Source organism: Actinosynnema sp. ALI-1.44, from assembly GCF_001984155.1.
Lineage (GTDB): Bacteria > Actinomycetota > Actinomycetes > Mycobacteriales > Pseudonocardiaceae > Kibdelosporangium.
Genome location: NZ_MTQO01000045.1, coordinates 438629 through 454098, shown reverse-complemented (window position 1 = coordinate 454098; position 15470 = coordinate 438629). Strand labels below are relative to the sequence as shown.

Annotated in this window: 15 protein-coding genes, 1 tRNA gene and 1 pseudogene; 4 read left to right on the top strand and 13 right to left on the bottom strand. The window is 64.7% G+C overall.

Annotation, left to right across the window (positions count from 1 at the left end; genetic code table 11):
- Nucleotides 1–570 precede the first annotated feature (570 nt).
- Complete coding sequence (locus tag ALI144C_RS22700) at nucleotides 571–1350, bottom strand: transposase family protein (protein WP_083753277.1); 780 nt, start codon at nucleotides 1348–1350, stop codon at nucleotides 571–573.
- Nucleotides 1351–1489: 139 nt separating this feature from the next.
- Nucleotides 1490–3919: a DEAD/DEAH box helicase gene (locus ALI144C_RS22695; protein WP_202819028.1), complete on the bottom strand. Its 2430-nt coding sequence runs from the start codon at nucleotides 3917–3919 to the stop codon at nucleotides 1490–1492.
- 209 nt (nucleotides 3920–4128) lie between these two features.
- On the opposite strand from ALI144C_RS22695, the gene ALI144C_RS55665 reads away from it, so the two are divergent.
- Nucleotides 4129–4211, top strand: a tRNA-Ser gene (locus tag ALI144C_RS55665).
- Nucleotides 4212–4658: 447 nt separating this feature from the next.
- Here ALI144C_RS55665 and ALI144C_RS58470 read toward each other — a convergent pair.
- From ALI144C_RS58470 to ALI144C_RS22665, 7 genes and pseudogenes are all read right to left on the bottom strand, one after another.
- On the bottom strand, nucleotides 4659–5546 hold the full coding sequence (locus ALI144C_RS58470; protein ID WP_269086696.1) for a recombinase family protein: 888 nt from the start codon (nucleotides 5544–5546) through the stop codon (nucleotides 4659–4661).
- Between the two features lie 13 nt (nucleotides 5547–5559).
- Nucleotides 5560–5778 (bottom strand): annotated as a pseudogene (locus ALI144C_RS59115) (recombinase family protein); the annotation flags it as partial.
- A gap of 200 nt (nucleotides 5779–5978) precedes the next feature.
- Nucleotides 5979–6260, bottom strand: a complete 282-nt coding sequence (locus ALI144C_RS22685) for a hypothetical protein (RefSeq protein WP_076989113.1) — start codon at nucleotides 6258–6260, stop codon at nucleotides 5979–5981.
- A 183-nt stretch (nucleotides 6261–6443) separates the two neighbouring features.
- Nucleotides 6444–7232 carry a YgjP-like metallopeptidase domain-containing protein gene (locus tag ALI144C_RS22680; RefSeq protein ID WP_076989112.1) on the bottom strand — a complete coding sequence of 263 codons (789 nt, stop codon included), beginning with the start codon at nucleotides 7230–7232 and terminating at the stop codon, nucleotides 6444–6446.
- Complete coding sequence (gene dprA, locus ALI144C_RS22675) at nucleotides 7229–8107, bottom strand: DNA-processing protein DprA (RefSeq protein ID WP_076989111.1); 879 nt, start codon at nucleotides 8105–8107, stop codon at nucleotides 7229–7231. Before dprA ends, ALI144C_RS22680 begins: the two co-directional genes overlap by 4 nt.
- An 802-nt stretch (nucleotides 8108–8909) precedes the next feature.
- Nucleotides 8910–9080, bottom strand: coding sequence for a hypothetical protein (locus ALI144C_RS55660; RefSeq protein WP_168211320.1), 171 nt, complete (start codon nucleotides 9078–9080; stop codon nucleotides 8910–8912).
- Nucleotides 9077–9664: a TetR/AcrR family transcriptional regulator gene (locus tag ALI144C_RS22665; RefSeq protein WP_076989109.1), complete on the bottom strand. Its 588-nt coding sequence runs from the start codon at nucleotides 9662–9664 to the stop codon at nucleotides 9077–9079. Before ALI144C_RS22665 ends, ALI144C_RS55660 begins: the two co-directional genes overlap by 4 nt.
- A 167-nt stretch (nucleotides 9665–9831) precedes the next feature.
- Between ALI144C_RS22665 and ALI144C_RS22660 the strand changes: the two genes are divergently transcribed.
- Nucleotides 9832–11001: a serine hydrolase domain-containing protein gene (locus ALI144C_RS22660; protein ID WP_076989108.1), complete on the top strand. Its 1170-nt coding sequence runs from the start codon at nucleotides 9832–9834 to the stop codon at nucleotides 10999–11001.
- A gap of 904 nt (nucleotides 11002–11905) precedes the next feature.
- On the opposite strand, the gene ALI144C_RS22650 is transcribed toward ALI144C_RS22660, so the two are convergent.
- Complete coding sequence (locus ALI144C_RS22650; RefSeq protein ID WP_202819027.1) at nucleotides 11906–12448, bottom strand: hypothetical protein; 543 nt, start codon at nucleotides 12446–12448, stop codon at nucleotides 11906–11908.
- 150 nt (nucleotides 12449–12598) lie between these two features.
- Between ALI144C_RS22650 and ALI144C_RS22645 the strand changes: the two genes are divergently transcribed.
- Nucleotides 12599–13219: a hypothetical protein gene (locus ALI144C_RS22645; protein WP_202819026.1), complete on the top strand. Its 621-nt coding sequence runs from the start codon at nucleotides 12599–12601 to the stop codon at nucleotides 13217–13219.
- Between the two features lie 29 nt (nucleotides 13220–13248).
- On the opposite strand, the gene ALI144C_RS22640 is transcribed toward ALI144C_RS22645, so the two are convergent.
- A complete protein-coding gene (locus ALI144C_RS22640) occupies nucleotides 13249–13911 on the bottom strand; it encodes a hypothetical protein (RefSeq protein WP_076989105.1) in 663 nt (220 codons plus the stop codon).
- 308 nt (nucleotides 13912–14219) lie between these two features.
- Here ALI144C_RS22640 and ALI144C_RS22635 point away from each other — a divergent pair, with 308 nt between their 5' ends.
- Nucleotides 14220–14726: a GNAT family N-acetyltransferase gene (locus ALI144C_RS22635; protein WP_143230786.1), complete on the top strand. Its 507-nt coding sequence runs from the start codon at nucleotides 14220–14222 to the stop codon at nucleotides 14724–14726.
- Nucleotides 14727–14815: 89 nt separating this feature from the next.
- On the opposite strand, the gene ALI144C_RS55655 is transcribed toward ALI144C_RS22635, so the two are convergent.
- Nucleotides 14816–14992 (bottom strand): hypothetical protein, encoded by a 177-nt coding sequence (locus tag ALI144C_RS55655; RefSeq protein WP_168211319.1) that lies wholly within the window; start codon nucleotides 14990–14992, stop codon nucleotides 14816–14818.
- Nucleotides 14993–15033: 41 nt separating this feature from the next.
- Nucleotides 15034–15393 (bottom strand): hypothetical protein, encoded by a 360-nt coding sequence (locus ALI144C_RS22630; RefSeq protein ID WP_076989103.1) that lies wholly within the window; start codon nucleotides 15391–15393, stop codon nucleotides 15034–15036.
- Nucleotides 15394–15470: the final 77 nt, after the last annotated feature.

Here is a 15470-nt window from a genome sequence, read left to right as displayed (position 1 = left end):
CCGGGCAAGGATGCCTGCCAGGACAGCGAATACGTGCGGTGCGGCACGTGCTCGATCTTCGTGTGGACAGAGTCCCTGCGCGGGTGGCGCCGTGTCCATGCCCTGGCCCAGCGAACCAAGCTCGACTGGGCTGGGCAAGTGAAAGAGCTCCTGACCGTGGACTATCCCGACGCCGAGACCGTGGTGCTGGTCATGGACAACCTCAACACCCACGGCATCGCCTCGCTCTACGAAGCGTTCCCACCCGGCGAGGCCTTCGCCCTGGCCCAGCGCCTGGAGATCCACCCACACCCCCAAACACGGGTCGTGGCTCAACATCGCCGAAATCGAGTTACCCGCACTGTCACGGCAATGCCTCGACCGCCGCATCAGCGACCTCGACACCCTCAACACCGAACTCGCCGCATGGCAACACGCCCTCAACACCGAACAACGCCACATCCGCTGGCAGTTCACCACCGACAACGCACGCGTCAAACTCCGCCACCTCTACCCCAAGAGTTAGCCGCGACAATCTACTAAAGGCTGTCTCGTAACTGATCTTATGGCGGTCTTGCGGGATCGAGTTGGTCAGCCAGTGATGGCGAGGTTGTGCAGGAAGGCGATGCCGGAGGCGGTGGTGGCCAGGGTGTGGCCGGCGCGGCGGTAGTCGCGCAGGATCTTGTAGGTCTTCATCCGCGCAAGAGCGTGTTCGACGCGGGCACGGACCTTGCGGTGGACCGTGTTGAGATCCTCTTGCCAGTCGGGCAAAGCAACGTCCTTGGCGCGTTTGCGATACGGCATGATCACATCGGGATTGCCCCGGTAGCCGCCGTCGGCCATGACTGGACGACCGGCCAACGCGTCGGCGATGCCGGAGTCGCGGTAGACAGTGCGGTCGTTGCGGTTGCCCGGTTGCGGGTCTCCCGTGGCGATGACCAGGCGGGTGTCGGCGTCGATGGCGACCTGGAGGTTGGTCGAGTATCGGTAGTTCTTGGACCGTTCGGCGATGCGGTGGTCACGGGTGGGCACCAGGGTGCCGTCGACGATCGCAACCTGATCGACCCGGCGTCGGCGGACTGGGGCCAAGGCCAACAGCGGGCCGAGTGAGTCGACGACGCGATGGGCCGCGGAGTGCGAGACGCCGAACAGCGGGCCGATCTGCCGCATGGTCAGGTTCGTCCGCCAGTACGTCGCGACCAGCAGGACCCGGTCGGGCAGAGTCAGTCGCCATGGCCGACCTGGACGGCCGTCGGCGATCGCCTCGCCACCGCGTTGAGCCATGACTCGCACGAGCTTGCGGAACTGACCTGGTTGCAGCCCCGTGAACGGGGCGATCCACTCCGACCGGGACGCTGAGATCACCTGCACCCCACCATGATCAACCACCAGCCGGGCCAGCCGATCACCGGGTTACGAGACAGCCTTTAGCCCGAGTGCATGAGGTGTTTGCGTGCTACGCGTGATCTCGGCTGCGAGCTGGCCTGGAACTCCGCGGATGCAATCGTCGCTAGCGTTGTGGTGTTTGTTTTCGGGGGTCGGGGAAGCCGAGGCTGGTGTAGCCGGGGGCGCGCTTGGAGAGGGAGGAGGCGAGTACACCGGTGCCGATGTCGTGGTAGTCGTGTACTTCGGCGGTGGTTTTTCCTGGGTACGGGCGCAGGATTCGCCCGACGTATTGCACGAGCCGCCCCTTGAAGGCGATGGGCGCTGCGAGGAAGAGGGTGTCCAGGGCTGGGCAGTCGAATCCTTCGCCGACGAAGGGGCCGGTGGCTACGACCAGCAACGGTGGTCCGTCCTGTGATGGTTGCAGGCGGGCGAGGGCGTCGCGTCGGGCCTTGGTGGGCATTCCGCCGCGGAGCAAAACAGGATCGAGTCCTCGTCGCTGAAGTTCCTCGGTGAATCGATCGGCGTGGGCGGTCCATTGGGTGAGCAGAAGGCAATGCCTTCCACGTTCCAGTGCCGCTGTCACGTCGGTGATCACCTGGTTGGTGCGGGCATCGTTGGCGACGAGGTCTCGGTAGATGGCGGCTATCCCACCGGGTGCCGACGGATCAGCGTCGCCTATGTAACGAAAATCGGTGTCGTGCACGTGTAGCACGGGAGTTGGTCGTGGTGTCGCTTCCGGGTGTTCGAGGTCCAACTGTGGTGTCTGGTCGTCGTGGGTGTCCTGTGTGGAGTGTTTGATGGTGTGCCGGATCGGGCCGAGTTGGAGTGCGATCAGGTCGTCGAGTTTGTCGCGTCGGTAGGGTGTTGCGGTCAGGCCGAGCCATCGGCGTGCTGGGATCTGTTTGACGGCGTGTTCGAATGCTGCTGCGGGAATGTGGTGGCATTCGTCGGCGACCACCAGTCCGTAGCCGTTGGTGAGTGAGTCGATGTCGTCCTTGCGGGCTAGGGTTTGCAGCATCGCGACGTCGATGACGCCGCGGGTTTTTGTCCGGCCGCCGCCGAGTTGTCCTGCTTTGATTCCGAGTAGCTCGCTGATTTGCGTGCGCCATTGGTCGGCGAGAGCCTTGCGGTCGACGAGTACGAGTGTCGATGTCGCGTGCTCCGCGATCAATGCGCAGGCGATCACTGTTTTGCCTGCCCCAGGTGGAGCGACGAGTACGCCGAGGTCGTGATCGCGGAGGGCGTCTGCGGCGTCCTGTTGCGTGCGGGTCAGTGTGGCCGTGAACGTGAACTCCTGGGCTGTGCCGGATGTCCGTTTGTCGGTGACCTCGAGGTGGCTGCCGGCTTGCTCGACCAGTGAGGCGAGCGTGTCGGCTAGGCCGCGCGGCAAGATGAGCCCGCCATCGACGGTCTCGTCGTAGCTACGCAAGAAACGTGACGTGTCCCAGGTCGACATGCGCAAGCGTTGCCGCTCGTAGAAGACCGGGTTTGACATCGACGCGGCGTGTTTCAACGTGGCGTGCAGGGCCGGGGTCAGCTCGCTAATTTCGACGCGGATCCCCGCCGCCACACGGGAACGCACCACTGGGTGCGGCGCGGCCTGGATTTTGGTCGATACTGGCTTATCGAGTCGTTCGACATTGGCGCCTACGACAATCTGCCCTGCTCGGCGTGCTGTCCGGTTGACTTCGCGTGGGCTCATCCTGCCGAGTGTGGACAGGAAGGCCCACTGATCATCATATGGTTCCATTGTGGACAGATTGAGGAACACGGTTACCCCATCGCGTCGGGCTTTGCCGTGCAGCGGCGCGGCGATCAGATTTCCCACCCCGCCTGACGGCAGCACATCCTGCGACGGAAACAACCGGTCGTAGCTGGCCAGGTCCATGCGCCCGCGGACAGCCATCGCCTCGCGCAGCAACGCGGTGCCGAGACGGCGAGCAGCCTCAACTGGCACTGGTGCCGTGAAGAACACCCACGCGTGCGCACCGACCCCAGATCGCGACACTTCCAACGCCGCCGGAACCGACCATGTTCTCGCGGCTTTCAGGAAGGCTAATGCGTCGAGCATAGCCATTTGTCCATCGAAGTCGGCAGCCAACCAGCTGCACAGATCGCCATCGAGCAGCGGATACAACCCGATGTGTGTTTCACCGGACAAGTGGGCTCGGAGAACCTCCCTGGTGAGTGGCAAGTAGTCGCGTTGTTCGTGCCGGGTGCCTTTGCGCCACCCACCACGTACGGCTGGCAGCCAACCGGTCTTACCGGTACGTGTGTTTTCCCAGCGAACGGCGTAAATGTCGGTGCGGGCAGCGAACAATGCCCCGAAGAAGTCGACTTTCGCCTCAGGTGGTGACTGGCGGTCGATCGGGCCGGGTGGGGCGTCGAAGAAGCCCGTCTGTGTTGGGCCGGGTGGTGCCGCCTGCTTTGGAGTCAACTCCAGGAGGCGCAATAGCCGTGCGTTCTCCGCCTGCAGGCGGGTGGTCAATGCGCGAAGGCTGGCCAGTTCCTCGACAAGTCTTGCCGCCTCCGCCAGTCGAAGATCGTTGTCCACGCTCACACCGTAGAGCGTGATGCAGACGAGTACACGCTTGTCAGCCCCTGTGCTTGGTTACGATTCCGTTCGGTGACCAGTTGCCGGTGGCTACGCCACCGACCGTATCTCTCACACTGCAAATAGGTGGAGAAAATCTGGAGAGTTCATGTGACCTGGACTGCGCCCAACTGCTCTTAACTGCAGCGAATTGATCCGTGTTTTCCTGCGGATTCTGAAAACCTACTGGTCAGTGCTCTGTCCGAACTACACTGGCAGTGTGGGGTCAGGGGTTCGAATCCCCTCAGCTCCACCCTGGGGGTCTTACTAGAACAAGTGCCTGAATGAAGGCCACGGAGTAGGACCGCGACGCCTGACGGCGAGCATGGGCCACCCGCATTGCGGGTGGCCTTTTCGTTTGTGGACTGTGGGTTGGTTGCTGTGGTCTGCTGGCGCTGGATGGTGTGGAGCTCCCCGAAGGGCTCCCTGAGCTCACCGTCTGTGATCTTCTCGTCCTCGATGTAGATGGTGTGGAAGATCGCTTGGTTGAGTAGGCGGCGCTGTTGGTCGTTGCAGCGTCGATACAGCTGGTCGGGCTGTTCGAGGAGGGCAAGGCCGGCGTTGACGAGCTGGCCGCTGTCGGCGAGGTCGGCGTTGGCTGTTTCCAGGCGCTCCTCCAGTCGGCGGCGCTCGCGTGCGATGTCGCGCAGCTTCTCCTTGACCTTGGTCCGAGGCAGCGTGCTGTCGGCGGCGAGGTCGATCAAGTTCTCCTCCTTCGTGTCGAGTTCCTTGAGCTGTGCGGTGATCTGCTTGCGCAGCAGGCGTGCGGACTTTCCTGCTCGCCGAGCACAGCATCGATCTGGTCGCGCATGTCGGCGATGAACGGCTGGCTGAAGCGAATCGCGGAGTAGTGGCGCTCAACCGCGTCCTCGACGAGCGTGACGTTGACGTGAGGTGCTTGGCACAGCCCTTTCTGCCTGCCGCGGCAGAAGAAGTACAGGTACTCCGCGCCCTTCGAGTTGATGGTCCGTTGGATGATCATCCGCCGCTTGATGCCGTCGCGTTGGCAGCGGCCACAGAAGAGCGATCCCTTGAGGTAGTGGTGGTGGACGCGACGGCGTTCTTCGACGTATCCGAGGTAGTAGCGATCACGCAGCATTTGCGAAATCTTGTTCTCGGAGACCTTCTTGGCTTGGTGTCGCCGGGTGGCCCTGGTGCGTAGGCCGCGGTCGTAAAGTTCGTCAGCCAACTCTTCTTGCGTGTAGTCGCCGGTGGAGAAGAGCTCGAAACCCAACTGGACAAAGGGCGCCCGTTCGGGATCGACGATGATCGTGCGGATCACGCGGCCGTCGGAGTGGTCGATGTGGTTGAGGTAGTCGAGCTTCGCGCGCCCGAGCGTGCCGCCGTTGCGAGCCTTCTGGCCCATCTTGTAGGCGATGTCGGCGCCGGACTGGCGGGACTCGTACTCGTTGAAGGTGGCCAGGATGCCGTGCATCAGCTGGCCGACGGGGGTGTCGTCGATGGCCTCGGCGGCCGAGACCAGGGTGACGCCGCGCTTGCGCAGGTCCGCCATGACGATCGCGTCGTCGTAGCGGTTCCGTGCCCTGCGCGAGAGCTGGTAGATGATGACGTCGCCCTGGCTGCGCACCCCGCGCGAGCATCTGTTGGAATGCTTCGCGTTTGGTCATCTCCATAGCTGAGAGTCCAGGCTCGACGTACTCGTCAATGACCGTGACGCCCAGGTCCCGCGCCTTGCGCAAGCACGCTTCCCGTTGGGCCGGAATGGAGATGCCTTCCGGGTTGTAGTCGGTCCGGACTTGCCCGGTCGAGGACACGCGCAGGTAGATCACTGCGCGAGTGCCGGGGGCAAGGTCGTCCATCGGCGGCTGGATCGGGATGGTGACATCCTGCTGCAGTTCATCGATGAAGTCGGCATAAGCGCTGGTCATGACACAGACGTAAGGTGGTTGCCCTCTGTCAAGAGCACGTCCGCCCCGGAGGCAGGCGTGGAACAACAACTGGTGATCTTTCCCGCCTCCGGTTCGGTTGGAACAAGATTGATGCCACACCAGCAGCAGGTTCACGAATCGCTTCCGCTGTCTCCTTCGAGGAGCTTGTACATGTTGCCGCGCGGCATGCCGACCTCCTTGGAGATCCTCAGTCGTGGAATTCCTGCGGCGTCGGCGGCGAGAATGGCTTCGCGACGCTTGTCTCTGGCCTTGCGTTGCTTCGCGAGAAGGTCAGTGACCATCTTCTCCAGTTCCTCCTGCTGGGCGCGAGCGGCGCGCAGCTTCTCCTTGATGCCTTCGACCTCGGCCCGGACGGCACGAAGTCGAAGGACCTCCTCGGGATCCTCGCTCATCGGGGAGCCTCTCTTTCGGGCGTCGTCCTGGTCGTGCGCAACTACGATCGTAATAGCTGCATGTCTATCACACATGCCTATCACGCCCCCTGCTACGACACCATGGAGGCGCTCGGTGGGTCACCTCGGGGAATCGGACGAGGTGACCCACCGTCTGTTGTCGCAAGCGACGACGCCCGGTAGCTAGATGGCCGCTGCGGGCAGTCGGTAGTCCCCAAGCCAGCAGTGACGGCCGACCTCATCGAGTTCGAGCTGACGCTGGCGCCAATCGGGCATCCAGAGGTTCATACGCCGTTGCCAGGCAGCCCCGTGGGGCCGACCACCCGGCCTCGTCGCGTGGGCCTGCTCGTGCACGAGCACGTACTCGGCGAGGTGCACGGGTAGGCCGAAGGCTGCCCAGTGCAGAGCGGTGATGTGCTTGGGCGCGCCGCGATACAGTCCCCAGCGATGCTTGCCGAGGTCGCGTACCTTGTAGCGGAGGCCCTCGATCCGGCCGTCCCGCTCGTACTGGCGTCCCTCGCGCTTCACCCAGTCGAGCCCGACCTGCCGGTACCAACCGATGATCGCCTGGCGAACCTGTTCTGGTCGTTGCGCACGCGCGTACAGGATCCGGTCCGCCGATGGTGCAGGCAGTTTCTCGATGCCGGCGGGCAGTCCGGCCACGAGCTGGAGCTGGTACCGCTGCCCCAACAGATCGAACTCGTCGCCGTTGACGAGCGCCTTGACCGGGCGGTCGGGCGCCAGGCGTACGGCTGTGTCGACCTTCTCGGTGATCCAACGGCGCCGGCTGCGGACGAAACGTACGACCTGCTCCGGGTCCGCCGATGGCGGGATCAACACGGCGACGGCACCGCCGGGCTGGACCTCGATGCCGACGCTGCGGCGTCGCGGACGGATCGCCACGTGGACATGCCACTCGTCAGGCAGCTGGAGATTGGCCAAGGCTGCCTGGTAGCGGTCCGGGCTGTTCATCGCAGTCCCTCTTGGTAGTTGATGTGCTCGACGGAGCTGGCCACCGTGGCAGCGCCGGTCCGCAGGAGCTCGTTGACGCCCTTCGATGGGGCGGAGTGGATCGGTCCGGGTACGCCGTAAACCCGACGGCCGAGCTCGCCAGCGGCTCGGGCGACGGTGAGGGCGCCGCTGCGCTGCCCGGCTTCGACGATCACGGTCGCCGTGCTGAGCGCAGCCAGCAGTCGGCACCGTGCGTGGAACCGGATACGGGTCGGCGGTGTGCCGATCGGGTACTCGCTGACCAGCAACCCGCCCTGCTCGATCACCGTCTGGTAGAGCTGGGCGTGCTGGTGCGGATGGGTCCGGTCGACACCGCTGGCGAGCACGACGATCGTCCTGCCTTCTGCGGCCAGCGCGCCGCGGTGCGCCGCCTCGTTCACCCCGAGGCCGCCGCCGCTGACGACGGTCACCTGTGTGCGGGCAAGCTCGTAGCTGATGTCGCCAGCGATTGTGTTTCCGTACTCCGAGGAGGAGCGGGCGCCCGTGACGGTGACGGCGAGCCTGGTGAGCTCGGTCAACGAGCCGCTACCGCGCACCCAGAGCGCGAGCGGGGCGCCGTGGCTGGCCAGGCCGGTCAGCCGTCCGAGAGGCCAGTCGTCGTCTTCGGGCGTGAGCAGCCGCGCCGCGCCGCTGTCGAGAGCCCGCAGGTCATCGTCGATCCGGGCTTCGGGCCGTGTGATCTCGCTGAACACGGCGGCGGGGGCAGTGCCGTGCCGGATGCGCTCGACGGCGTCGAGCGGGCCGTGGACGGCGACGTACTGGTGGATGGCGGGTGCTGGTGGTTCGGCTGCGCGCAGCAAGAACAGTCGGGCGCGCAGTTCGTCGTGTGAAGGCATGGTCAACTCCTGGAAGGGATGGACTTGCTGGTTCGGTGAGTTCTGCGGGCGTGAGTGGTTCAGGCCGCGTCGCGGCGGCCCTGGCTGTCGATGAGGGCTTGCTGCACGATGGCGATGGCCGTGTCGATGCGGCGTTCCAGCCGGACCAGCGCCTCGTCGGTGTGGTCGGCCCAGGCGTTGGCGAAGCTGTCGAGCTCCTTGTCCTGTGCCTGGGCGGGCGCGACCGTGTAGAACTCCTCCTGGGTCGGATAGATCCCGTCGCAGCGCTTGCGGAGCCACAGCCGGCGGTGGGTATCGTCTTCATCCGGGCGACGGCGAGGGTGATGGGCTCGGTCACCTGGTCACGGTGCAGTCGCGTGATCAGTGACTTGCCGGGCCCGAACAGCCCGATCGAGGGTTGAGCGCCAGACAGACGTACTCGTCGATGATGTGCTCTGCCGCTTCGGTTGGCAGCGCGGCGAAACGCGCGAGTTGCTCAGGCCAGCCGGATTTGTTGCCAGCGTAGGGGCAGTGTCGGCAGCAACTTTTCGACCATGCCACGCCGAGTTTGCGGTACAGGTAGTCGAGGCAGTCCTGTCGGCTCCATCCCCACTCGTAGATCGGGTACGTCGGGATGCGTTGTCCACCCATGGAATACGCGGCATCGCGCGTGACCCTGGTGTACTCGTGGACGTTGAACCCGAGCGCATGGATATAGGGTTGGTCGCCGAACTCGTTGGCACGCCAGGAATCCTGTGGCGCCCCCTTGGCTTTCTGGCTGCTTCACTGCACCAAGCAAGTCGACACGCCGACTGTCGGGCGTTCAGGCGAGTATGCGTTGCGCGATGAGGTATGGGCCAAGCGCGATCAGGGCGATGCCGACGATGCGTTCTGCGGCTTCTCGATAGCGTTCGGCGATCCAGTTGCTCAGGCGGCTCCCCAGTTGTGCGACGAGAAATGCTTGCGCCCCAATGGCAACGATGACCAAGATCAAGGGGTCGGTCGTACGGCACCGGGCTCACGGGCGGGCAGGCCACGCAACAGTGTGTCGAGGAACAGGTCGAATCTCGGTGCGTCGGTGCCGAGATGGAGGGGATTCTCGGTTGCCGCCAGCCAGCCGACGACACAGGTGATGAAGATCTGCCAGCTGTGCTCGGCCATCTCGGCGGTGACGCCGGACCGGCGGAGAACGGCGCTGACCGTGCTCCTGAGCCGGTCGATGGAGTGCGCGTTGTGCTTGTGTGGACGGGACAGGTGCGTGGCATAGCCAGGCAGGGCGAGGAATTCGTCGTGCATCGCCCACGCGAGCCGGGTGAGCCAGGCTCGGCATTCCGGGTCCCCGGCGTCGGCCTGCGGCAGGATGCGCTCGACAACGACATCGCTGACGAGATCGAAGAGCTCGTCGCGGTTCTTGACCCACCGGTAGAGCGCGCCGTGGCTGACGCCGAGGCGCGCCGCGAGCTCGCGCATGGTCAGCGTGTCAACGTTCTCGGCCAGCGAGACCGCTTCGACGATCTTGTCCCGGCTGATCTGGGCGGGACGTCCCGGACGCCGTCGCTCGGCCACTTCGTCGGTCATGGCACGACGATAGCCAGGACGCGCCGCCAGGCTGGCCGTCGTGGGCCGCCAGGGGTGACGAGGCTGACAACGACGCACTCGCCCTAGTTAGTGACCACTGGTCAATAATTAGCTATCGTGAGTCGTGTTCGACGGATTGGCCGTCACCGGGGACAGCGGGAGGCACGATGAGGCAAGCAGGCGAGGGTGCGGCGGCTGGTGTCCAGGGCACAGTCGCGCCGGGATTCGAGGCCGTGCGCGAGCAGTTCACCGCGCTGCTGGCGACAGAGGGTGGTGAACTGGACGTGCAAGTCGCGGCCTACCACCGCGGGGAGAACGTGGTCGACCTGTGGGCCGGGCCGGACATGAACGCCGACTCGATCATGGGGATCTACTCGGCGAGCAAGGGGGTCACCCACCTGGTGGTGGCGCTGCTGGTCCAGGACGGCGTGCTGGATCTGGACCAGAAGGTGAGCCACTACTGGCCTCAGTTCGCGGTCGAGGGCAAGCAGGACCTCTTGGTGCGCGAACTGCTCGCCCACCAGGCCGGTGTGGTCGGCGCCACGGACGGGTTCACGATGGAGGAACTCGCCGACGACCAGGTCGTGGCCGAACGACTCGGCGCGCAGCGCCCGTTCTGGCGACCGGGCCGGGCAGCGGGATACCACGCGCTGGTGATGGCCGCGCTGAGCGGGGAAGTCGTGCGCCGCGCCACCGGCCGCACCGTCCAGGAGCACTTCGCCGAACGGCTCCAGGCGCCGCTGAAGCTGGACCTGCACCTGGGCCTGCCCGCGGGGCAGGACGACCGGTTCCTCAGCGCGCAACCGATGACGGCGACCCCGGAACGCCTGCGCGAGCTGGCCGCGGCGGCGACCGCCCCTGACAGTCTCAGCGGTATCGCCTTCAACCGCCACCATCCGCGCAACCGCGAGGTGTGGGAACTGCCCAACCTTCCGGTCGTCCGCTCCCGCGGGCCAGCCTCGTTCGGGGGCATCGGCACCGCCCGCAGCCTGGCCAAGCTGTACTCGGCACTCGTGTCGCCGGTCGACAGCGTCAACCCGCTGCTCGAACCCGCCACCGCGTCGGCGTTCGGCCAGATCCAGTCCAACGGCTTCGACTTGGTCCTGCGGCAGCCCAAGGCGTGGGCAGTCGGATTCCACGCTGTGTCAGAGACCTACCCGGTCCTCGGCGCTGGCGCGTTCGGCCACAGCGGAGCCGGCGGACAACAGGCGTTGGTCGACCCACGCCACGAGCTGTCCTACGCCTTCCTGCGCCGACACTTCCTGTTCCCAGTCCAGGCCGACGCCGACCACCTGCGACTGCTGAGCGCGCTGGTCACCGCCGCGCGAAGGGCCTGATCCCTCGCGCGGACCGAGGACATCTCCCAGCAGATCGGCGCGCTGAGCACGATCCCGGGTATGGACGCAGACAACAGCGGTGTCCTCGGCCCTGCCTCCAGTCGGACGGCGCACGGCCGCGCTCAACGCGATGTCCACCACGCGCATCACGGGTAAGTGGGTGAGGTCAAGGCTGAAGCCGACGGCCAGTTCGTCCATGGTGATGCTGATGCTAGCGTCGCGTTCGGTAACCGTCTGGGTCTGGACCGGCGCCCGCTCGCCTCTTCCCGGTGAATGGGCGCCGTCCTCGGCTGGCCAGTTAGCGCGGTGGGGTCACTGTGGGCATTCCGAGATCGACCTGCCGAGTGATTCGGGTCAGCCGTAGAGCGTCAGCGCGTTTGTCCCGAAGACAGGACAGCGCCCGGTCGATTCCCTCGATTTCTCCGATCCAGCCCTCGGCTGTCGCACGTATCCGCCGCAGCTCCAAATCGATTTCAAGTTCATCCAGACGAGGCAACATTTTCGGGTTCACATGCAATTGCGGACACCGCGAACAGGCTTAACCGAAATGATCTTGAGTGTGGCCCCGTCAGTACGCGGAGGAGATTGTCACCAACAGTGATTGAAGATTTTTGGCTAATTGGCCGGGTCGGCGTGTCGGCGGATGGGTTCGGAGCCTCGTCTCATGTTGTGGGCGGTGCCTATTGCGTGCCTGTGGGCGCTTGCCAGTGCGGGTGCTCGTGGTCGTGTGGAGGGCGGACACGGTTGAGGCACCGCTCTGTTGAGCCCCGAACGCGGTGAAGTTGGCTCGCGCCCTCGACGCGGTGGATATCGGCGAGTGCCCAGTGCGAGCCCCGGGATAGCAGAGAACTTCCGATGCGAGCGCGGCCGAACGGGCAAGCCTGCGCGGACAGAGGCTGGCGGTCTACGCGCCATGGCCCTTTCTGGATGTCGTCATGTTCAAATCATGCCATAGCGGCACTGCGCAGACAGGAACTCTGCGGGGACGGTCACGTATCGGTGCTGGTGCGTCCAGCCGAGCTGTGGATTTCAGGCATGCCGAGGACGACGGTCGCGTTGCGGGCGGCGCGCATGCTTCAAGCTTCTGGGCTGCGGCAGCCATGGTGGTCTCGATCGCGGCGACCTCGCCGAGCCAGCCCTGTTCCTTTGCCTCCGCGAGCCGGTCGACAAGGTTGGCATGAATCTCCTCCAACCGCGGCTTTTGGGCTGGATCAACGCGAAGGAGTGGGCATCTGACACACGCATTTTCGTGCTGGCAAGGGGTTCCGTGGTCGCGGCCACAGGTTCCGAGGGCCACTTTCCGTAGTTCGAAGTGGGCGAGGAACTTGTTCCATTCGGTGGCGGTGAGTTCGCGGTATTCTTCGCTGGGCCGCTCAGCGCGACGACGGGCGATGAACGCCCGGTGGTGTGCGATCACGTCCTCGGGATAAATGGCAGCGTATCCCATGGTCGTGTCTACTGTGGAATGGCCGTAGACTTTCGCGGCAATGTGCCGGGGGCAACCAGAGCGGATGGCGTCGGTGACAAAGAATCTCCTTATGTCCGCAGTCGCTGTGTGCAGTCGAGTTCGCGTTGCGATTGGCCTTGCGTGTCCACAGTGACGACGTTTGCGGCACCGATGGTGTTGAGTGTGGCGATTCTTCGCCCTGGTGGTGATGGAGGTCACGGCGTCGCGGCAGGTGTTGCCGAGGGTCGTTGGCTGGGGCGGAATCGTGGTGCGCCGCGCAGCACGCCTGGAGATGATGGCGCGGTGGCTGACTTGATGTGGAACGACGTGTCGGAGTTGTTCGTGCCTGACGGGTCGTTGCTGGACGCGTACGTCTTCGATACGACGATTGCCGAATGGCAAGCGTTCGTCGATCTTGTGCGGTTGCAGGGGTGGTGGTTCGAGTACTTGGAGGAGAACCACCCCCGGAGTCTGCCTGATCACGTCGAGGTTGTGCTGGAACGACGGCCCGAGATGGGCATCTTGCTCCAAGTCAGGCCCGTGCCAGAGGTTTTGGTCAATGTCCACTTCTTCACTGTCGAGGAGATCGAGGTCGACTTTTCGCCCGAAGAGTTGCAAGGGCAGGAACGACTGGATGTGGTGTGCGGCTTCCTTGGTGCGGTTGGTCGCCGGTTGGGAAAGCCGATGGTGCTCACTCCGGAGAACGGGCCTCGCCATCCCTTGATTGGATACGACGTCGCGGCGGATCGCGTCGTGCGGATCGCGTCCTGACAAGTCGTCACCGCGGTGACCCGCAGCGGTCAGCTGCATGGCTCACTGCTTGCAGTGCGAACCTGGAGCTTGTGAACGTTGCTGGATGTTTCGCCGCGTCGACGGAGGCGTGCGATCTCGTCGTGTTGCGCGGCGAGTTGGGCCAGGATGATCGCGGCAGTGCGGACGATTCCGACGACCGCGATGGCTTCCAAGCGGTCCAGCGGAAGTGTCCAGGTGAGGGTGCCGTCCTCGTCCGCGCGGTCGACGACGGAAGCGTTGCGAGCGAACGGTTTCTCGCCTCCGACGACGTTCAGGGTTGCTTCGATCTGGTCGCGCAGGTGCGGAATCCACTGCCGCCAGAACTGGGTGAACCCTGCCTGGCGGGCCAGCAGCCCGAGGGAGACCCGCGTCAGTGGGGCCAGCAGTCGCGTGATCTCATCGGCGGGCAGCGTGGAGGTGAAGACGTGGTCCTCGTGCGTGTGCGACCACTTTCGGTCGGCATGCCTGACCTGGGTGATCAAATCGACGACGGTTTGGGCGGCGGCTCGACGGGTCGCGGGGCTGCGTTTGCCGACGACGTGGTTGTTCTCGTCGAGCAGGTAGCGCCGGTAGGCCAGGTATGCCTCGCAGTGGTCGGTGCTCACCTCGCCGAGGCTGGTGACGCCCTGATCGGTGAGCCAGTTCAGAAAACGGGCAACCGCCGACGACACGCCGCCCTTGAACCTACGAAGTCAGCAGCTATTCAGCAGGTCAAGGCGGCATTTGTTGCCCTGATGACAGTGGCCCGGCTGGGCATCCCGGTAGTTGTCCCGATCTTTCCGACGGTATCCCGCCTCGCGGTGGCATGGTGGACACCGCAGAAGGCGTCACCGAGGACGACCGCGGCCCCCTGTGCCGATGGCCGCCAGCGCTGTGTGTCGTGGCACGAAGACGCCGTCGCGTGGCAGAAGAGGTCTTCGTGTCGGCACAATCTACTTAAGACTCGGCGTCCGGCTGAGGCTCGTGAGAGGAAAGAACCTTGGCTCCAGCACGAATCCGTGAAGCAACCGCCCTGGACGACGCTGTCGTGCTCGAGCTCATGACGGAGTACATGACGTGGGCGCTTACCACGTTCGAGCGCACTTACGGTTTCGCCATGGCTGCCGATGCCCAGCACACCGGCGCGGCACTCGCGCCGTTTCGTAGACCATCGGGGCTGATCGCTCTCATCGAGGTTGAGGACGTCCCCGTCGGCGTCGCGGCGCTGCGTACGCAGGATGACGGCGCCGTGGAGATCAAGCGGATGTTCGTGCGTCCCGGGCAATGGGGTGGGCACCTGGGCTCGCAACTGCTGGACTGGTTACTGGAACGCGCCTGCGAGGAGTTCGGTGCCCGGACTGTCCGGCTGGACACCAACCGGTTCATGGACCGGGCCCACCGCCTCTACGAATCCCGCGGTTTCACCGAGCGCCCGCCTTACCAAGGTTCGGAAATTCCAGCTGAGCTGCAGCACCTCTGGCGTTTCTACGAGCTGTGCCCCGGCTGATCATGATCGCAGACCCGTGGACGACGTACACAACGGACCCACAAAGTTGATCACGCAATCAGCGACAGGACCAGTCTTTCTTAGCGTCATCAGCGATGCTGTCCCACGCCCTGCACCTTCGCGATCAGCAGGGCCTGAGCCTGCGCGACATCGCCGCACGCCTGGTGATCTCCCACGGCAACAAGCGAGGCCAGCATCCGGCCACGGTCATGCATGTTGCGCGACCACGACCAGGCCGACGTCGACGAGCGGAAGTCCTCGTCCACGTCGTTGAGGTCGTAGCAGCCGGAGGCCTGGCGTCAGCGACTCAGGAACACGTGGCCTTCGTCATGGCCAGTCGGGCGTGTGCAGTACCACCCATTGGCGCTCTCCGCAGGACAGGCCGCGCCGCTGATCCACTCGTGCTCTCGGCTATCTCCTCGGCCTTCTGCCATTGCAGCCAGTACGTCATCTGGTCACCGTGCATCGGGATGTCGACGAAGACCTCGCACAGCCCTTCATGCCCAGCAGCCAGCTCGCAGCTCTCCACCTTGACACCGGGGTACTTGAGCGTCGCCGGGTGGTCCATGTCCTCGAACGCCCAAATCGCCGCCGCAGGATGCTGGAAATCCTTTGCGCTCAGGCGGACGTAGGACCCGCAGCCAGCGTGATAGTCGACTCCGGCCAAGGCTGACGCTCCAACACATCAAGGACTGTTTCCCGTCAACGGTAGGCCGCGGCAGCCGACGGCTTGTAGAGCAACAC

Bases quoted from the DNA above. Each gene is read 5' to 3' on its own strand.
- ALI144C_RS22685 (WP_076989113.1), bottom strand. From the start codon at position 6,260: ATGAGCGAGGATCCCGAGGAGGTCCTTCGACTTCGTGCCGTCCGGGCC.
- ALI144C_RS22680 (WP_076989112.1), bottom strand. From the start codon at position 7,232: ATGAACAGCCCGGACCGCTACCAGGCAGCCTTGGCCAATCTCCAGCTG.
- dprA (WP_076989111.1), bottom strand. From the start codon at position 8,107: ATGCCTTCACACGACGAACTGCGCGCCCGACTGTTCTTGCTGCGCGCA.
- ALI144C_RS22665 (WP_076989109.1), bottom strand. From the start codon at position 9,664: ATGACCGACGAAGTGGCCGAGCGACGGCGTCCGGGACGTCCCGCCCAG.
- ALI144C_RS22660 (WP_076989108.1), top strand. From the start codon at position 9,832: ATGAGGCAAGCAGGCGAGGGTGCGGCGGCTGGTGTCCAGGGCACAGTC.
- ALI144C_RS22650 (WP_202819027.1), bottom strand. From the start codon at position 12,448: ATGGGATACGCTGCCATTTATCCCGAGGACGTGATCGCACACCACCGG.